The organism is Saccharothrix sp. ALI-22-I (assembly GCF_001984175.1).
GTDB lineage: Bacteria > Actinomycetota > Actinomycetes > Mycobacteriales > Pseudonocardiaceae > Actinosynnema.
Genome location: NZ_MTQP01000069.1, coordinates 336,625 through 350,268, shown reverse-complemented (window position 1 = coordinate 350,268; position 13,644 = coordinate 336,625). Strand labels below are relative to the sequence as shown.

The 13,644-nt window shown below is 70.4% G+C and carries 14 protein-coding genes; 8 read left to right on the top strand and 6 right to left on the bottom strand.

The window, feature by feature from the left end:
• Positions 1–38 precede the first annotated feature (38 nt).
• The 4 genes from ALI22I_RS43735 to ALI22I_RS43720 are packed head-to-tail and all read left to right on the top strand — an operon-like array spanning position 39 to position 2,915.
• Positions 39–383 carry a lycopene cyclase domain-containing protein gene (locus ALI22I_RS43735; RefSeq protein ID WP_077011468.1) on the top strand — a complete coding sequence of 115 codons (345 nt, stop codon included), beginning with the start codon at positions 39–41 and terminating at the stop codon, positions 381–383.
• Entirely contained in the window at positions 365–682 is a 318-nt protein-coding gene (locus ALI22I_RS43730) for a lycopene cyclase domain-containing protein (RefSeq protein ID WP_077011467.1), read from the top strand. Before ALI22I_RS43735 ends, ALI22I_RS43730 begins: the two co-directional genes overlap by 19 nt.
• Positions 646–1,380 (top strand): class I SAM-dependent methyltransferase, encoded by a 735-nt coding sequence (locus ALI22I_RS43725; RefSeq protein ID WP_338013545.1) that lies wholly within the window; start codon positions 646–648, stop codon positions 1,378–1,380. Before ALI22I_RS43730 ends, ALI22I_RS43725 begins: the two co-directional genes overlap by 37 nt.
• Positions 1,377–2,915 (top strand): FAD-dependent oxidoreductase, encoded by a 1,539-nt coding sequence (locus ALI22I_RS43720; RefSeq protein ID WP_077011465.1) that lies wholly within the window; start codon positions 1,377–1,379, stop codon positions 2,913–2,915. The genes ALI22I_RS43725 and ALI22I_RS43720 overlap by 4 nt, the downstream gene beginning before the upstream one ends.
• On the opposite strand, the gene ALI22I_RS43715 is transcribed toward ALI22I_RS43720, so the two are convergent.
• Together ALI22I_RS43715 and ALI22I_RS43710 are read right to left on the bottom strand one after the other, a co-directional pair.
• Positions 2,882–3,847, bottom strand: coding sequence for a DUF5914 domain-containing protein (locus ALI22I_RS43715; protein ID WP_077011464.1), 966 nt, complete (start codon positions 3,845–3,847; stop codon positions 2,882–2,884). The two genes, ALI22I_RS43720 and ALI22I_RS43715, sit on opposite strands and share 34 nt — an antisense overlap.
• A gap of 525 nt (positions 3,848–4,372) precedes the next feature.
• On the bottom strand, positions 4,373–5,359 hold the full coding sequence (locus ALI22I_RS43710) for an LLM class flavin-dependent oxidoreductase (protein WP_077011463.1): 987 nt from the start codon (positions 5,357–5,359) through the stop codon (positions 4,373–4,375).
• A gap of 104 nt (positions 5,360–5,463) precedes the next feature.
• On the opposite strand from ALI22I_RS43710, the gene ALI22I_RS43705 reads away from it, so the two are divergent.
• Positions 5,464–6,465, top strand: a complete 1,002-nt coding sequence (locus tag ALI22I_RS43705; protein WP_077011462.1) for an MBL fold metallo-hydrolase — start codon at positions 5,464–5,466, stop codon at positions 6,463–6,465.
• 12 nt (positions 6,466–6,477) lie between these two features.
• Here ALI22I_RS43705 and ALI22I_RS43700 read toward each other — a convergent pair whose 3' ends face one another.
• The 3 genes from ALI22I_RS43700 to ALI22I_RS43690 are packed head-to-tail and all read right to left on the bottom strand — an operon-like array spanning position 6,478 to position 9,652.
• On the bottom strand, positions 6,478–6,915 hold the full coding sequence (locus ALI22I_RS43700) for a response regulator (RefSeq protein WP_077011461.1): 438 nt from the start codon (positions 6,913–6,915) through the stop codon (positions 6,478–6,480).
• Positions 6,912–8,462, bottom strand: a complete 1,551-nt coding sequence (locus ALI22I_RS43695) for a sensor histidine kinase (RefSeq protein WP_338013544.1) — start codon at positions 8,460–8,462, stop codon at positions 6,912–6,914. The genes ALI22I_RS43700 and ALI22I_RS43695 overlap by 4 nt, the downstream gene beginning before the upstream one ends.
• On the bottom strand, positions 8,462–9,652 hold the full coding sequence (locus ALI22I_RS43690; RefSeq protein WP_143532753.1) for a PP2C family protein-serine/threonine phosphatase: 1,191 nt from the start codon (positions 9,650–9,652) through the stop codon (positions 8,462–8,464). Before ALI22I_RS43690 ends, ALI22I_RS43695 begins: the two co-directional genes overlap by 1 nt.
• Before the next feature lie 77 nt (positions 9,653–9,729).
• On the opposite strand from ALI22I_RS43690, the gene ALI22I_RS43685 reads away from it, so the two are divergent.
• Entirely contained in the window at positions 9,730–10,464 is a 735-nt protein-coding gene (locus tag ALI22I_RS43685; protein ID WP_077012040.1) for a lysophospholipid acyltransferase family protein, read from the top strand.
• Positions 10,465–10,482: 18 nt separating this feature from the next.
• Here the strand turns inward: ALI22I_RS43685 and ALI22I_RS43680 are convergent, their stop codons facing one another.
• Positions 10,483–10,950 carry a YkvA family protein gene (locus ALI22I_RS43680; RefSeq protein WP_077011459.1) on the bottom strand — a complete coding sequence of 156 codons (468 nt, stop codon included), beginning with the start codon at positions 10,948–10,950 and terminating at the stop codon, positions 10,483–10,485.
• A 123-nt stretch (positions 10,951–11,073) separates the two neighbouring features.
• Here ALI22I_RS43680 and ALI22I_RS43675 point away from each other — a divergent pair, with 123 nt between their 5' ends.
• Positions 11,074–11,715 (top strand): hypothetical protein, encoded by a 642-nt coding sequence (locus ALI22I_RS43675; protein WP_143532752.1) that lies wholly within the window; start codon positions 11,074–11,076, stop codon positions 11,713–11,715.
• Entirely contained in the window at positions 11,715–13,358 is a 1,644-nt protein-coding gene (locus ALI22I_RS43670) for a S1 family peptidase (protein ID WP_143532751.1), read from the top strand. The genes ALI22I_RS43675 and ALI22I_RS43670 overlap by 1 nt, the downstream gene beginning before the upstream one ends.
• Positions 13,359–13,644: the final 286 nt, after the last annotated feature.

Below are 13,644 nucleotides of genomic sequence, written 5' to 3'. Positions count from 1 at the left end.
CAGGGGCCCGTCCTACGGTGAATCGCGGGAGGTTGTCCATGGACGATCGGTGGGAGTACCTGTCGGTGCTCTTCGTCTGCCTTCTGCTGACCGCGCCGCTGGAGTACCTGGGCGCGGGCGTCTACCGGCGGCTCGACGCGGTGGTCCGCACGTTGTTGCCGGTCGTGGTGCTGTTCGGCGCGTGGGATGTCGTGGCCATCGCGCGTGGGCACTGGACGTTCAGCGAGAGGTTCACGATCGGGTTCGCCCTGCCGGGTGGCATGCCGGTGGAGGAGGCCTTGTTCTTCCTGGTGGTGCCGCTGTGCGCGCTGCTCACGTATGAGGCGGTGCAGAAGGTGATAGCCCCCCGATCGGAGGATATGCGGTGGGTCCGGAATACCTGATCGCCGCCGCGGTGTCCGTCTCGTTGACGATCGCCGCGGAACTGCTGGTGTTGCGCACCGGCCTGTTCCGCCGTCCGGCCTACTGGCTGACGATGGTGATCGTTTTCTTGTTCCAGATCCCGGTGGACGGGTGGCTGACCAAGCTGAGCGCGCCCGTCGTCCTCTACGCGCCTACGGCCATCAGCGGGTTGAGGGTGCCGTGGGACATCCCCGTCGAGGACTTCCTGTTCGGCTTCTCCCTGATCACCCTGACCCTGCTGCTGTGGGAACGGGCGCTGGCCCGTCGGAAGGCGACCTGATGGCGGGGTTGGCGGCGGACGCGGTGCCGGGCGCGTTCGATCTCGCGGCTCCCGGCTACGACCTGCTGGTCGGCGCGAACCCCGGCTACCACCGGGAACTGCGGAGAGCGGCCACCGCCCTCGGCATCGCGGACTCCGGTGCCGGCCGGCGACTGCTGGACCTCGGGTGCGGCACCGGGGCGTCCACGGCGGCGCTGCTGTCGGTGGCCCCCCGTGCGGAGATCATCGGCGTGGACGCGTCGGCGGGCATGCTCTTGCGTGCGGCGCGGAAACCGTGGCCGGACAACGTGTCGTTCGTGCACGCCAGAGCCGAAGGACTTACGACTCTCGGGCCGTTCGACGGAATCTTCGCCGCTTACCTGATCCGCAACCTCGCCGACCCGGACCCGGTGCTGGCCACGATCCACGGCCTGCTCAAGCCTCGCGCCCGGTTCGTGGCCCACGAGTACTCGGTGCGTGATTCGCCGGTCGCCGGTGCCATCTGGACCGCCGTGTGCTGGACGGTGATCATCCCGGCCGGTGTGGTGGTGACCCGTTCCCCGAAGCTCTACACGTACCTGTGGCGGAGCGTCGTCTCCTTCGACGGTGTTCGGGCGCTTCGGGACCGACTGCGCCGCAACGGTTTCACCGACGTCCGCGCCCTGCCTGCTTGTGGGTGGCAGCGGGGGATTTTGCACACGTTCGTGGGGCAGGCGTGAGGCGGGACCGCAAGGCCGTGCGCATCCCGGGGCCAACCGGGCACCCGACGTGCGACAGGGACGTGGTCGTGGTCGGTGGTGGCATCGCGGGGCTGGCTGCCGCGACCATCCTGGCCGAACGCGGCGCGCGGGTCGTGCTGTGCGAACGGGAGGACCACCTGGGTGGGCGGGTCGGCGGCTGGGAGACGCGGTTGGCCGACGGCAGCCGTGCCACCATGACCCGCGGCTTCCACGCGTTCTTCCGCCAGTACTACAACCTGCGGTCCCTGCTGGCGCGGATCGACCCGGACGGCTCGGCGCTGGTCGGCCTGCCGGACTACCCGCTGTGGCACGCGGGCGGGCACCGTGAGCGCTTCGCCGGCCTGCCGCGCGCCGTGCCGTGGAACGCCGCCGGTTTCCTGCTGCGCAGCCCCGCGTTCGCGTGGAGCGACCTGCCCGCCGTCGACGCCCGCGCCGCCCTGCCCCTGCTGGACGTCTCCGTGCCGCGTACGTACTACGAACTGGACTCCCTGGACGCCGCCACCTACCTCCAACGCATCCGCTTCCCGCCGGCCGTGCACGCGTTGGCGTTCGAGGTGTTCTCCCGCAGCTTCTTCGCCCACCCCAGCCGGATGTCCGCCGCCGAACTGGCGACCATGTTCCACATCTACTTCCTCGGGTCGAGCGAGGGACTGCTGTTCGACGTGCCCATCAACCCGTTCCCCACTCTGTGGAACCCCTTGGCCCGCTACCTGACCACGCGGAACGCGACCATCCGCACCGGCACGCCCGTACTCCGCGTCGAGCGTGGCGAACGCTTCACCGTTCACCTCCCGGACTCGGCACTGGAAGCAGACGCCGTGGTCCTGGCCGTCGATGTCCCAGGACTGCGCCAGATCGTGGCCACATCGGACATCGGCACCTCGCAGTGGCGCGCCGACATCGCCCGGCTTGAGACCGCGCCACCGTTCCTGGTGTCCCGCTACTGGCTGGACCGGCCCGTGCGCCCCGATCGCCCCGGTTTCCTCGGCACCAGCGGCTACGACCTGCTGGACAACATCTCCGTGCTGAACCACTACGAGCACGAGGCCCGCGCGTGGGCCACCCGCACCGGCGGTGTCGTGATCGAACTACACGGCTACGCCCTATCGTCTGATGTGGACTCTCTCGACGCCCGCGCCCGCCTCCTGAACCAACTCCACACCATCTACCCCGAAACCCGGTCCGCGCAGATCGTGGACTCACGACACGAACTACGCGCCGACTGCCCACTGTTCCCGCCGAGCGGATTCGCCCGACGCCCCACCGTCCGCACCCCCGACCCGAACCTGGTCCTGGCCGGCGACCTCGTCCGCGTCGACCTGCCTGTCGCCCTGATGGAACGTGCGGCCACCACCGGCTTCGCCGCCGCCAACCACCTCCTGTCGTCCTGGGGTGTGGCGGGAACCGACCTGTGGACCGTCCCGACGAGCGGCCGAGGCCCCCTCCTGCGCACTCTGGCCCGCCGCTTCGGGCGTAATCCTCAGCTCGACCGGCCGGTGGTGCGCAGCGTGTAACGGCGTTCGGCGTAGGCCAGGTCGTCCCGCCACAGCCGGGCGGCGGCCCACTTCATCAGCGGCCGGATCACCGGGGCGGCGGGCTTGGCCAGGGCGAAGCCGCGCCGGTGCGAGTGGGCGATGGTCGCCTCGATCACCGCTGTCCGGGGCGTGCCGTCCCGATCGACCGACAGTGGGGTCGCGTGCGTCTCCACCACGCTGCCGACGCCTTCGCCTTCCACGATGTGCATCACGACCGTGCGCGGTTCGGGGCAGGTGAAGGCGGCGATCACCGGCACCCCGATCCGTCCGGCGACCTTGAACGTCACCTCGACCAGGAACCGGTCATCCTGTTCGGTGGGTGTTTGCAACACGGTCAGGTTGGCGAACGAGTACGGGTGGAACCAGGCACCGTGCCACGGGTCGAGTCGGTTGGCCACCACGTCTTCCGGTTCGCACCGGCCCACCATCGTTGCCACCGCATCGACTCCGCCCTCAGGCCTGGTCGGCAACACCGGCTGCGGTAGCGGGTCTTCACCGCCGACGTCGTCCAACCGGACCCAGACCAGCACGCCGTCGTCGTGCGCCGGGTAAGGGCTCCATGTGCCTAACCGACGGGAGCCGAGCGCCAACCCGTGCCACCGGCACACCAACTCACCTCGGTGCACGCCCGCGTCACACAGCGGCGCCCCCATGTGCGGGCACGCCCCCGGCCCGCCCAACACCTGCCCCGCACGTCCACGCCACACCACGACCTCGCGCCCGCCGATCACCCGCCCGACGGGCGCGGATGCCGTGACCTCACGACTGGCCGCGAGCACGAACCAGTTGCCCGAAGGCTTCACCGAGGCACGCTTGACCGCCGACTCGATGAGCGCGGGCTGGGCATCCCGCCACGTGGGCTCCTGCTCAGGCCACGGCCTGGCGCTGAACCGACGCAACGGGATGCGCATTCACAACCTCCAACGTACCCAGAACCTCACTCAGCGTGACACCACCAGCCGCACCCCGCCACCGAACCGCACCTCACGTAGGCGTAGGCGGCTCCGGCGTAGGCGGAATCGGCGGCTCAGTACCAGGCGAAGGCTCAGGCGGCGGCTTGGGCACCGGATCCGGAACCGGCACAGGCCGCGGCTGAGGCGGTTGAGGCTGAACCATGACGACCTCCCTTCCCCCCACGGACTACCCCACCCCCACCCCCACCTCACCCCCCCAAGACCCCGAGAGTCGAACCCCCAAGTCGCGAGAGTCGAACGCTCAGGACCCCTGAGCTCAACGCTCAGAACACGCGAGCCCCCCGCCTCCGCACCGCCAGCCTGTCCTGAGCGTTGAATTCGGGGTACCTGAACGTTCGACTCTCGCGCGTGTCCAACGTTCAGAACGCGCGTGTCCAACGTTGGGAACGCGCGTGTCCAACGTTCAGAACGGGCGTGTCCAACGTTGGGAATGGGCGAGTTGTGCGTTCAGGGGAGGGTGGGTCAGGGTTTTAGGTTTGGTAGGACTTCTTGGCCGAAGAGGCGGATTGTGTCGAGTACGGCCTGGTGGGGTAGGCCGCCGATGTCGACCATGACCAGCTGTGTGTCCAGGCCCAGTAGTTCGGTGAGGGCGTTTAGTCGCTCGGTTACCTCGGTCGGGTCGCCGCAGACGGCCGCGCCCTCCATCAACGCGTTGACGTCCACGTCGCCATCGCCGCGCCAGGGGTCGGCGAACTCGGCGTACGCGGCGAGGTGCGGACGCCAGGTGTCGCGAGCCTCGGCAGCGGTGGGCGCGACGAACACGTGGCTCGGCAACGCCACCCGTCCCCGTCCGTCCATCGCGGCCCGGTAGCGCTCCACCACCGAACGGTGCGTGCCGGGGTCACGCAAGGTACTGGGCAGCATCAACGGCAGGTCCAGTTCGACCGCCAGGTCCGCCGACACGGCCGACCCGCTCCCGATCCACACCAACGGCCGGGGCTGCTGGAGCGGGCGCGGCGTGGTCGTGACGTCCACCAGAGGGCTCCGGTACCTGCCCTCCCACGTCACGCACGGCTCCTCCAGCAGCCGGAGCAGGAGCCGCAGGTTCTCGTCGAAACGCGCCCGCAGGTCGTCCTGCACCCCGAACGCCCGGTCCGTCCGCTGCGACACCCCGCGCGCGACGATCAGCTCCGCCCGTCCCAACGACAGCACGTCGAGCGTGGCCAACTCCTCCGCCACCAGCACCGGATCGTGGTGCGCCAGCAACGTCACCCCGGTGGACAGCCGCAACGTCGAGGTGCGCGCGGCAATGGTGGCCAACAGCAACTCGGGCGCGGAGATGATGTACCGGGTGAAGTGGTGCTCACCGATCGCCACCCCGGTGAAGCCCGCCTCCTCGGCCACCACGGCCTGCTCCACGATCGCACGCACCCGGTCGGACTCGGTGACGGCGTTCCCGGTGCACGGGTCGGGCAGGTGGTCGCCCAGGATCAGCAGGTACACGTCCATCGCACAATTGGACGGCGACTCGGGCGGCTTCGCCGAGTACGTGTCGGCGAATGGCGGTGGTCACGTTCACCCACACCGAGGTTACCGGAAAGTAGTATCCGGGGATGGAGTGGACCGAACCCGGAGCCTTCGAGGTCGCGCCCGGTGTGTACCGGATCCCGTTGCCGCTGCCCAACGACGGACTGCACACCGTCAACGTGTACGCGATCGACGACGGCGACGGTCTCGTCCTGATCGACTCCGGCTGGGCCCTCGACGCGGCTGAGACAGCCCTGGAGTCGGCGCTGGGCACCCTCGGGCACGGCTTCGAGGACATCCGCCGCTTCCTGGTCACCCACGTCCACCGCGACCACTACACGATGGCCGTGGCGCTGCGCCGCCGTTTCGGCACGAAGATCGCGCTGGGCGCGGGGGAGCAGCCGTCGCTGGCCAAGGTCATCGCGCGCGCCCGGGTCGGCCAGATCCGCAACCTGACCACGTGGGGCGCCCCGCACCTGGCCGACAAGTGGCGCGCGGTGGTGGCGTCCACCGGCGAGGACGAGTTGCGCGACTTCGAAGAGCCGGACGAATGGCTCGACGAGACCGACCTGGCCCTGGAGAAACGGGTGCTGCGCGTCCTGCCCACACCCGGCCACACCCGTGGGCACGTGGTGTTCGTGGACGCCGACTCGTCGCTGCTGTTCGCCGGCGACCACGTGCTGCCGCACATCACCCCGTCGATCGGCTTCGAACCGGCCCGGCCCGCCCTGCCACTGGGCGACTACCTCGACTCGCTGCGCCTGGTCCGCGACTACCCGGACCTGCGCCTGCTGCCCGCGCACGGCCCCGTCACCGAGTCCAGCCACGCGCGGGTGGACGAGTTGCTGGCCCACCACGAGGACCGGCTGACCGCGACGCTGGAGGCCGTCCGCGCCGGCACCGGCACCGCGTTCGAGACCGCCCGCAACCTCGGCTGGACCCGTCGGAACCGGAAGTTCGCCGAGTTGGACCTGTTCAACCAGGTACTGGCCACCGGTGAGACCGCCGCGCACCTCGACGTGCTGGCCCACCGGGGGCTGTTGACCACCGACGAACGCGAAGGCGTGACGATCTACTCGATCAGGTGACGCACGAACGAGTCAACGGGGCAGCTTCACCACGGTCACGAAGAAGTCGTCGATCTGCCGCACGACCTCGATGAACCGGTCGAAGTCCACCGGTTTGGTGACGTAGGCGTTGGCGTGCAGGTTGTAGCTGCGCAGGATGTCCTCCTCCGCCTCCGACGTGGTCAGCACCACCACCGGGATCGGGCGCAGGGTCTCGTCCGCCTTGATCTCGGCCAGGACCTCCCGGCCGTCCATCTTCGGCAGGTTCAGGTCCAGCAGGATCAGGCCCGGCCGCGGCGCGTCCTCGTAGGGCTCCTCGCGGCGCAGGAACTGCAGCGCCTCGATGCCGTCGCGCACCACGTGCAGCTGGTTGCGGATCTTGTGGTGCTCGAACGCCTCCTGCGTCATGAGCGCGTCACCGGGGTCGTCTTCCACCAGCAGGACGTCGATCACGTTCAGCGGGTTGCTCATTGCTCGTCGTCCTCTACGGCCGGCAGGGTGAACTTGAAGGTCGTCCCGGTGTCCCGGCTGGTGTCGAGCCAGATTGTGCCACCGTGGTACTCGATGATCTTCCGGCACATGGCCAGCCCGATACCGGTGCCGGGGTAGTCATCCTTGTGGTGCAGGCGCTGGAAGATCACAAAGATCCGCTCAGCGTACTCGGCGTTGATGCCGATGCCCTCGTCGCTCACGCTGAACGTCCAGAATTCACCATTCCGCTCCACGTCCACGCGCACCCGGGGCGGGTTCTCGCCGTGGAACTTCAGCGCGTTGTTGACCAGGTTGCCGAACACACCGCCCAGCAGCGACGCCTCGCCGCGCACCGTCGGCAGGTCCGCCACCTCGATCGTGGCCCCGGTCCGCTCGATCACCTCGGAGTAGTTGTCCAGCACCTCGGCGACCAGCTCGTCGCAGTCCACCAGGGTCTGCTCGCGGCTCATCCGGCCGACCCGGGAGAACGCCAGCAGGTCGTTGATCAGCACCTGCATCCGCTTCGCCCCGTCCACCGCGAACCGCAGGTACTGCTCGCCGCGCTCGTCCAGCTGACCCGAGTAGCGGCGCTCCAGCAGCTGGCAGAAGCTCGCCACCTTGCGCAACGGCTCCTGCAAGTCGTGCGAGGCGACGTAGGCGAACTGCTCCAGCTCCGAGTTCGACCGCCGCAGCTCCTCCAGGTCGGCGAGGATGCGCACCCGCATCGCCTCGACGTCCTGGCCGAGCATCACCGTCTCCCGCGGCCCGCCCGCCTCGACCGCGTGCGAGAAGTCGCCCGACGACACCTGCCGCACGTCCGCCGCCAGCCCGCTCAACGGCGCGATCACGATCCGGTACAGCATCACCGCGACCCCGGCGATGATCAGCACCAGCAGCACGCCGAGGGTCACGACCAGCCACAACATCTCGTCGGCGACGTCGTCCAGCGAGCGCCGCGCCTCGTCCGCCGCCTGCTCCAGCTTGTCGCCCAGCTCGTCGACGGCGGCGAGGAGCCGGTCGAACAGCTCCTTGCCACGCTCGGCGTCGACCAGGGTGGTCTGCGGGTTGCCCGACACGGTCACCAGCTCGACCAAGGGCTCGGCGTAGCTCCGCCGCCAGTCGGCCGCCAGCCGGTCGACCTCGTCCAGGTCGCGGACCAGGTCCGGCCGCACCGGCCCGAGCCGCGACCTGGCGGCGTCGACGGCCTCGCGCTCGGCCCGCTGCCCGTCGGTGTAGGGGGTGAGGAAGTCCTGTCTGGCGGTGAGCACGTACCCGCGCACACCGTTCTCCTGGTTGATCAGCGCGGTGTCCAGCCGGCTCACCATGCTGTGCGCGGGCGCGATCTGGTCCAGCATCAGCACCCGCGCGTCCGACAGGTTCGCCACGGCCACGCCCAGGCTGCCGATGCCGCCCGCGCACACGAGGATCAGCGCCGCCACCGCGGCCATCAGCAGCCGGCTCGCGGGCCAGCGGGTCCGGTAGTCCGTCAGCGGCGATCCATCGGCGGTAGCCCGTCGGCGGTAGCCCATCAGCAGGCGGCGGTCCATCAGTGGCGGTCCGAGATCAGCAGCACGGCCATGTCGTCGTCCAGTTCGCCGCCGTTGAGCTCCTTGACCTTGTTGATCAGGTTGTCCAGCAGCGCCGCCGGTTCGCGCGCCCAGTCCGGCCGGTCCGCGGTGATGTCGCCGATCAGCTCGATCAGCCGCTCCGAGCCCAGCCGCTCGCTGTCACCGTCGACCCGGCCCTCGACCAGGCCGTCGGTGTAGAGCAGCATCGACCACCCCGGCGGCAGGGGCACGTCCAAGCCGCTCCAGGTGCTGTCCGGCAGCACGCCCAGCGGCAGTCCGGCCCGGTCGCGGGGCAGTTCCACCACCCGGTCGCCGACCAGGAGCATCGGCTCGGGGTGGCCGGCCAGGTAGAGCCGCGCCCAGCGGCGGTCCGGCGAGATCGTCACCATGCACGCCGTGGTGAACAGGCCCGGCTGGTGCCGCTCGTGCTCCAGGATCTCGTGCAACGTGCGCAGCACCCGTGACGGCTCCTGGTCGGCCAGCACCAGCGCCCGCCACGCGATGCGCAGGAACACGCCGATCGCCGCCTCGTCCGGGCCGTGCCCGCACACGTCGCCGATCAGCAGCTGGAGCGTGCCGTCCGCAGTGCGCACCGCGTCGTAGAAGTCGCCGCCCAGCAGCATCCGGCTACCGCCCGGGCGGTAACGCACGTGCCAGCCGATGTCGTCGCCGCGCATGATCGGCGACGGCAGCAGACCCCGTTCCAGGCGGGTCTTCTCCGACGCCAGCAGCTGCTCGTCGCGCAGCTGGCGCTGGGTCTCCTCGGCCCGCTTGCGGCCGACCGCGTACCGGATGCTGCGGGCCAGTCCCACCCCGTCCACCTGGCCTTTGACCAGGTAGTCCTCCGCACCCGCGGCCACCGCCCTGGTGCCCTGGTGCTCGTCGTTCAGGCCGGTGAGCACGATGATCGCCACCGGCGCCGGGTGGGTGAGCAGCCTGGTCAGGCCGTCGAGGCCGGTCGTGTCCGGCAGGCCGAGGTCGAGCAGCACGCAGTCGGCCTTCGACAGCAGCCCTTCGGCTTCGCGCAGGGTCCGCGCCCGGTGCAGGGAGACGTCCGCCTCCACCTCCTCCAGCAGGGCTTCGACCAGCACGGCATCGCCCTCGTCGTCCTCGACGAGGAGCACGTTGATCCGGTCCACCGCGGTCCGCGGTGCGGGGAGCCCAGCCACGGGGGAGGAGATTAGTCGAACTCGATCAGACCGCGGCGACGGCGGTGCGGTGGGGCGCGGTAACCGGACCGGAGGCCATGACCGAAGATCCTGGCGTGACGTTCTCCCAGATGGTGGCGCTGACGGCCCGCCTGCCCCGACGGGGCCGCGGTTTCTGGTACTCCGTGGCCATCGACCTGCTGTGGCCGCTGGTGGTGCTTTTCGTGCGGATGCGGATGGCGGGCCGGACCAACATCCCGGACCGGGGCGCGGTGCTGCTGGCGTCCAACCACCTGTCCTTCGCCGACCCGGTGACGTTGACCGCGTTCGCGCTCGCCTCCGGCCGGGTGCCCCGGTACCTGGCGAAGGGCAGCCTGTGGAAGGTGCCGGTCCTCGGCTGGGTCATGTCGTCGGGGCGGCACATCCCGGTCGACCGGAGCAGCGTGCGCGGGGGCCAGGCGTTGGACAGCGCCCGCGAGTCGTTGGAATCGGGGGAGTGCGTGATCGTCTACCCGGAGGGGACGTTCACCAGTGACCCCGACGGCTGGCCGATGCGCGGCAAGAACGGCGTCGCGCGGCTGGCGTTGACGACTCGGACGCCCGTGGTGCCGGTGGCGCAGTGGGGTACCCGGGAACTGCTGCCGCCGGGGAAGTTCCTGCCCCGGCCGTGGCGGAAGGTGAGCGTGGTGGCGGGCGCCGAGGTGGACCTGTCCGACCTGTACGGGCTGGAGCCGAACAAGGCCGTGCTGGACGAGGCCACCGCACGGATCATGGCCGCCGTGACGACTTTGCTGACGGGCGTACGGGAGCTCCCACATCCCGGGAACCGGTGACGGGATGCGTTGGCCTGATCAGCGTTCGGGGACGTCCGAGGGTTTCGGGCCGCGCCGCTCACGTTCCCACCGCAGGTACTGGCCGGCGACCGTGGACACACTGGTGAGCAGCCACACCGCCACGCCCGCGTCGTCGGTCACGCCGATGATCGGCAGCAGTTCGGGCAGCACGTCGATGGGGGAGACCAGGTAGACGATCGCGAAACCCCAGGTGGCCAACGTGCTGGTGGGCAGGCCGTAGGCCTTGCGCTCGCGCAGCAGCCGGGGCAGCGCCTTGGCCCGCTCGATCACGTTGCCGACCGGCCGCGGCTCGCCGGTCCGCTCCCACCGGCGACGCCGGCGCACCACCCACAGCACACCGGCCGCCACACCCAGCACCAGCAGGCCGGCACCCACGACCGCCGGGGGCAGACCGATCAGCTCGTCGTCACGCCACAGCAGCGTGCCCAGCCCGAGCAGGGTGAGGACCACGCTGAAGAAGATCACGCCTTCATGGTAGTGGCGGTCGGGCGCTCACGCGGGCGGAGCGGACTGCGGTTGGGTCACGTGGCGGAAACTTCCGGATCAACCGGCTCACGTCGCGGGCCGGTCGATCAATACGATTGTCCGGTGAGCGATTCCGCCCGGTTACCGGCACGATCCGTCGTCGTGGTGCTGTTCGCCGTCGCCGCGTGCGCGGTGCTCGCGGCGGGCGGGTTGACCGCCGTCGTCCTCGCCGACTCCCGCCCCGGTCCGGTCACTCCCGTCGTGGCGGGTGAGCGGCCCTCACCGACCGCACGTACCGCCGCCACCCGCGCCGTCGCGCACCCGATGTGCCTGATCGGCTCGTGGCGCACGGTGGACGAGACGCTGATGGTGAAGTTCTACAACGACGAGGACCCGATGCCGCTCACCACCAGCGGCCGGGTGTTCGAGTTCCGCCCGGACGGCACCGGGACCGAGCGGCTGGACAACGTGACGCTCAGCGGCAGCTTCGAGGGCAACGCGCTGCGCATGGTCGGCAACGGGTCCACCGACTTCACCTGGTCGGCGACGGACAAGGTCATCACCTACATCGACCGCACCAGGACGGATGTGACCTGGGCCTTCTACGACCAGCGCGGTCTCGTGGACACCCAACCAGTGACGGCGAAGCAGGGCGTGAACGAGGTCGACGACTACAGCTGCCAGGGCACCCAACTCGTCGAGAGCAACGGGTCCGGCTACCGGTCGGTGTGGGCGCGCACCACAGCGTCCGGGGTGTACGGCTGATGCGCGCGGTGTTCGTCGCGGCGGCGCTGCTCGCGCTCACGGCCGCGCCCGCTGCCGGTGCCGCTTCGCAGCCGTCCAGCCCGGAGGAGTCGGCCGCCGCCGTGGCCCGGCCCGGGATCGTGTTGGTCACCGTGGAGTGGCGCGGCTGGGTGCGCGACAAGCGCACCGGCGAGCAGTTCGGCGGCGCCGACGGTTACCAGATCAAATCGACGTGCAGTGGCGCGGTGATCAAGCCGGACGGGCACGTGGCCACCGCCAGCCACTGCGTCCACACCGGACCGCAGGGCGGCGCGGGCGCGCTGTTCGACGCGGCCATCGAGGAACTCGCGGCGGCCGGCCGGATCGGTGACCGGGCCGTGGCGAAGGCGCAGCTGATCGAGCACGCGGTGGCCGAGGGCGCGACCCCCGACCGCCCGGTCGACCGCGCCATCCAGGTCGAGCGGATGGAAGCCACCGGCGACGGGCCGATCCGCGATATCGCACCGGCCACCGTGGTGGACCTCGTCGCACCGACCGACGGTGACGTGGCGGTGCTGAAGGTGCCGCGCGACAACCTGCCGTCGTTGGAGATCAGGGCGGACCAGACGCCCGTCGGCACGCCGGTCCTCGCCATCGGCTACCCCGGTTCGGCGGGGGCGGCGGTCGATCCGAGCCTGGAGCCCAGCAACAAGAACGGCCAGGTCTCCGCCCGCCGCACCCAGAACGACCGGCCGTTCTACGAGATCAGCGCCGCCGCGACGCACGGCATGAGCGGCGGCCCGGTGGTCGACATGGAGGGCCGGATCGTCGGCCTGGTCAGCCAGGGGGCGCCGGGGGAGACGCAGTCGTTCAACTTCGCCGCCGCGTCCACGACGTTGCTGGACGTGTTGGCGGGCAAGGACGTCAAGGCCGAACTCGGCACGCACGACCGCGCCTACCGGGAGGGGCTGGAGCGCTACTTCGCCGACGATTTCGACGGCGCGGTGGAGGGTTTCGACGATGTGCTGGCCGCCTCGCCCGGTCACCTCCAGGCCACCGAGTACCGGCGGCTCGCGGTCGAGCGGGGCGGCACGGCCGGCGGTGATTCCGTGCTGCTCATCGGGTTCGCGGTGCTCTGCGCCAGTATCGCGGTGGGCACGGGGGCGGCGGGCACGATGGTCGCGCTGACCCGCAGGCGTCGCCTGACGCCCGCATCCCCTGTCGCGGCGGCCGCTCCGGCGCCGGGCGGGCACTCGCCGACGCCAGTGCCGACGTCAGTGCCGCTGTCTGCGCCGACGCCTGTGCCCGACGAAGGCTTCGCAGGAGTCCCCGCCAGGGGGACCCCTGCTTTTATCCTGCCAGAGGGGTCCGACAATTCCGGTCCTGCGCCTGCCGGTCCCGCGCCTGCCGGGCTCCCCGTTGTGTCCGATGTGGACACGCCGCCGTTCGGCATTCCGCTGCTACCAGCTGCTCTCGGCCTTGAGCCACAGCGCGACCGCGAAGGCGATACCGACAAGGTTGAGCGGGGTGAAGCCGGCGCCCTCCGAGACGAGCAGACCGACAAGCTGACTGAACCCCGCCGTCAGCACGTAGAGCCGGGGACCCCACTTGCGGGTGAGCCACGCGCCGACCAGGCCGACGAGGGCGACGAGGCTGACCAGGGCCATGAAGACGAGAAGCGGTAACACGCCGTCGCCCCAGTCGCCGCCGTGATCGACCTCGTCCACCCAACCGGCCACGGCGACGACCAGCGTGAACGTGTTGGCCACGGTGAGCAGCACCAGCAACGCGATCATGGCGCCGCCCTTCTTGGCGCGCGGTTCGGGCTGGGAGCCGGCGGTGGCCGGGGAGTCGAAGGAGTTGTGCTGCACCATGGCTGCGGTCCTTTCCGGAGCACGGCGCGGCCCCGGAAAGCCGCGAAGCGGAACCGGTCGTGCGCCGTGGGGGTGGGTGGAGGGGCGAGGAGTCGCG

What these genes read in the sequence shown, in the direction of transcription:
- ALI22I_RS43735 (WP_077011468.1), top strand. Translation starts at nt 39, where the DNA reads ATGGACGATCGGTGGGAGTACCTGTCGGTGCTCTTCGTCTGCCTTCTG.
- ALI22I_RS43715 (WP_077011464.1), bottom strand. Translation starts at nt 3,847, where the DNA reads ATGCGCATCCCGTTGCGTCGGTTCAGCGCCAGGCCGTGGCCTGAGCAG.
- ALI22I_RS43710 (WP_077011463.1), bottom strand. Translation starts at nt 5,359, where the DNA reads ATGGACGTGTACCTGCTGATCCTGGGCGACCACCTGCCCGACCCGTGC.
- ALI22I_RS43705 (WP_077011462.1), top strand. Translation starts at nt 5,464, where the DNA reads ATGGAGTGGACCGAACCCGGAGCCTTCGAGGTCGCGCCCGGTGTGTAC.
- ALI22I_RS43700 (WP_077011461.1), bottom strand. Translation starts at nt 6,915, where the DNA reads ATGAGCAACCCGCTGAACGTGATCGACGTCCTGCTGGTGGAAGACGAC.
- ALI22I_RS43695 (WP_338013544.1), bottom strand. Translation starts at nt 8,462, where the DNA reads ATGGACCGCCGCCTGCTGATGGGCTACCGCCGACGGGCTACCGCCGAT.
- ALI22I_RS43685 (WP_077012040.1), top strand. Translation starts at nt 9,730, where the DNA reads ATGACCGAAGATCCTGGCGTGACGTTCTCCCAGATGGTGGCGCTGACG.
- ALI22I_RS43670 (WP_143532751.1), top strand. Translation starts at nt 11,715, where the DNA reads ATGCGCGCGGTGTTCGTCGCGGCGGCGCTGCTCGCGCTCACGGCCGCG.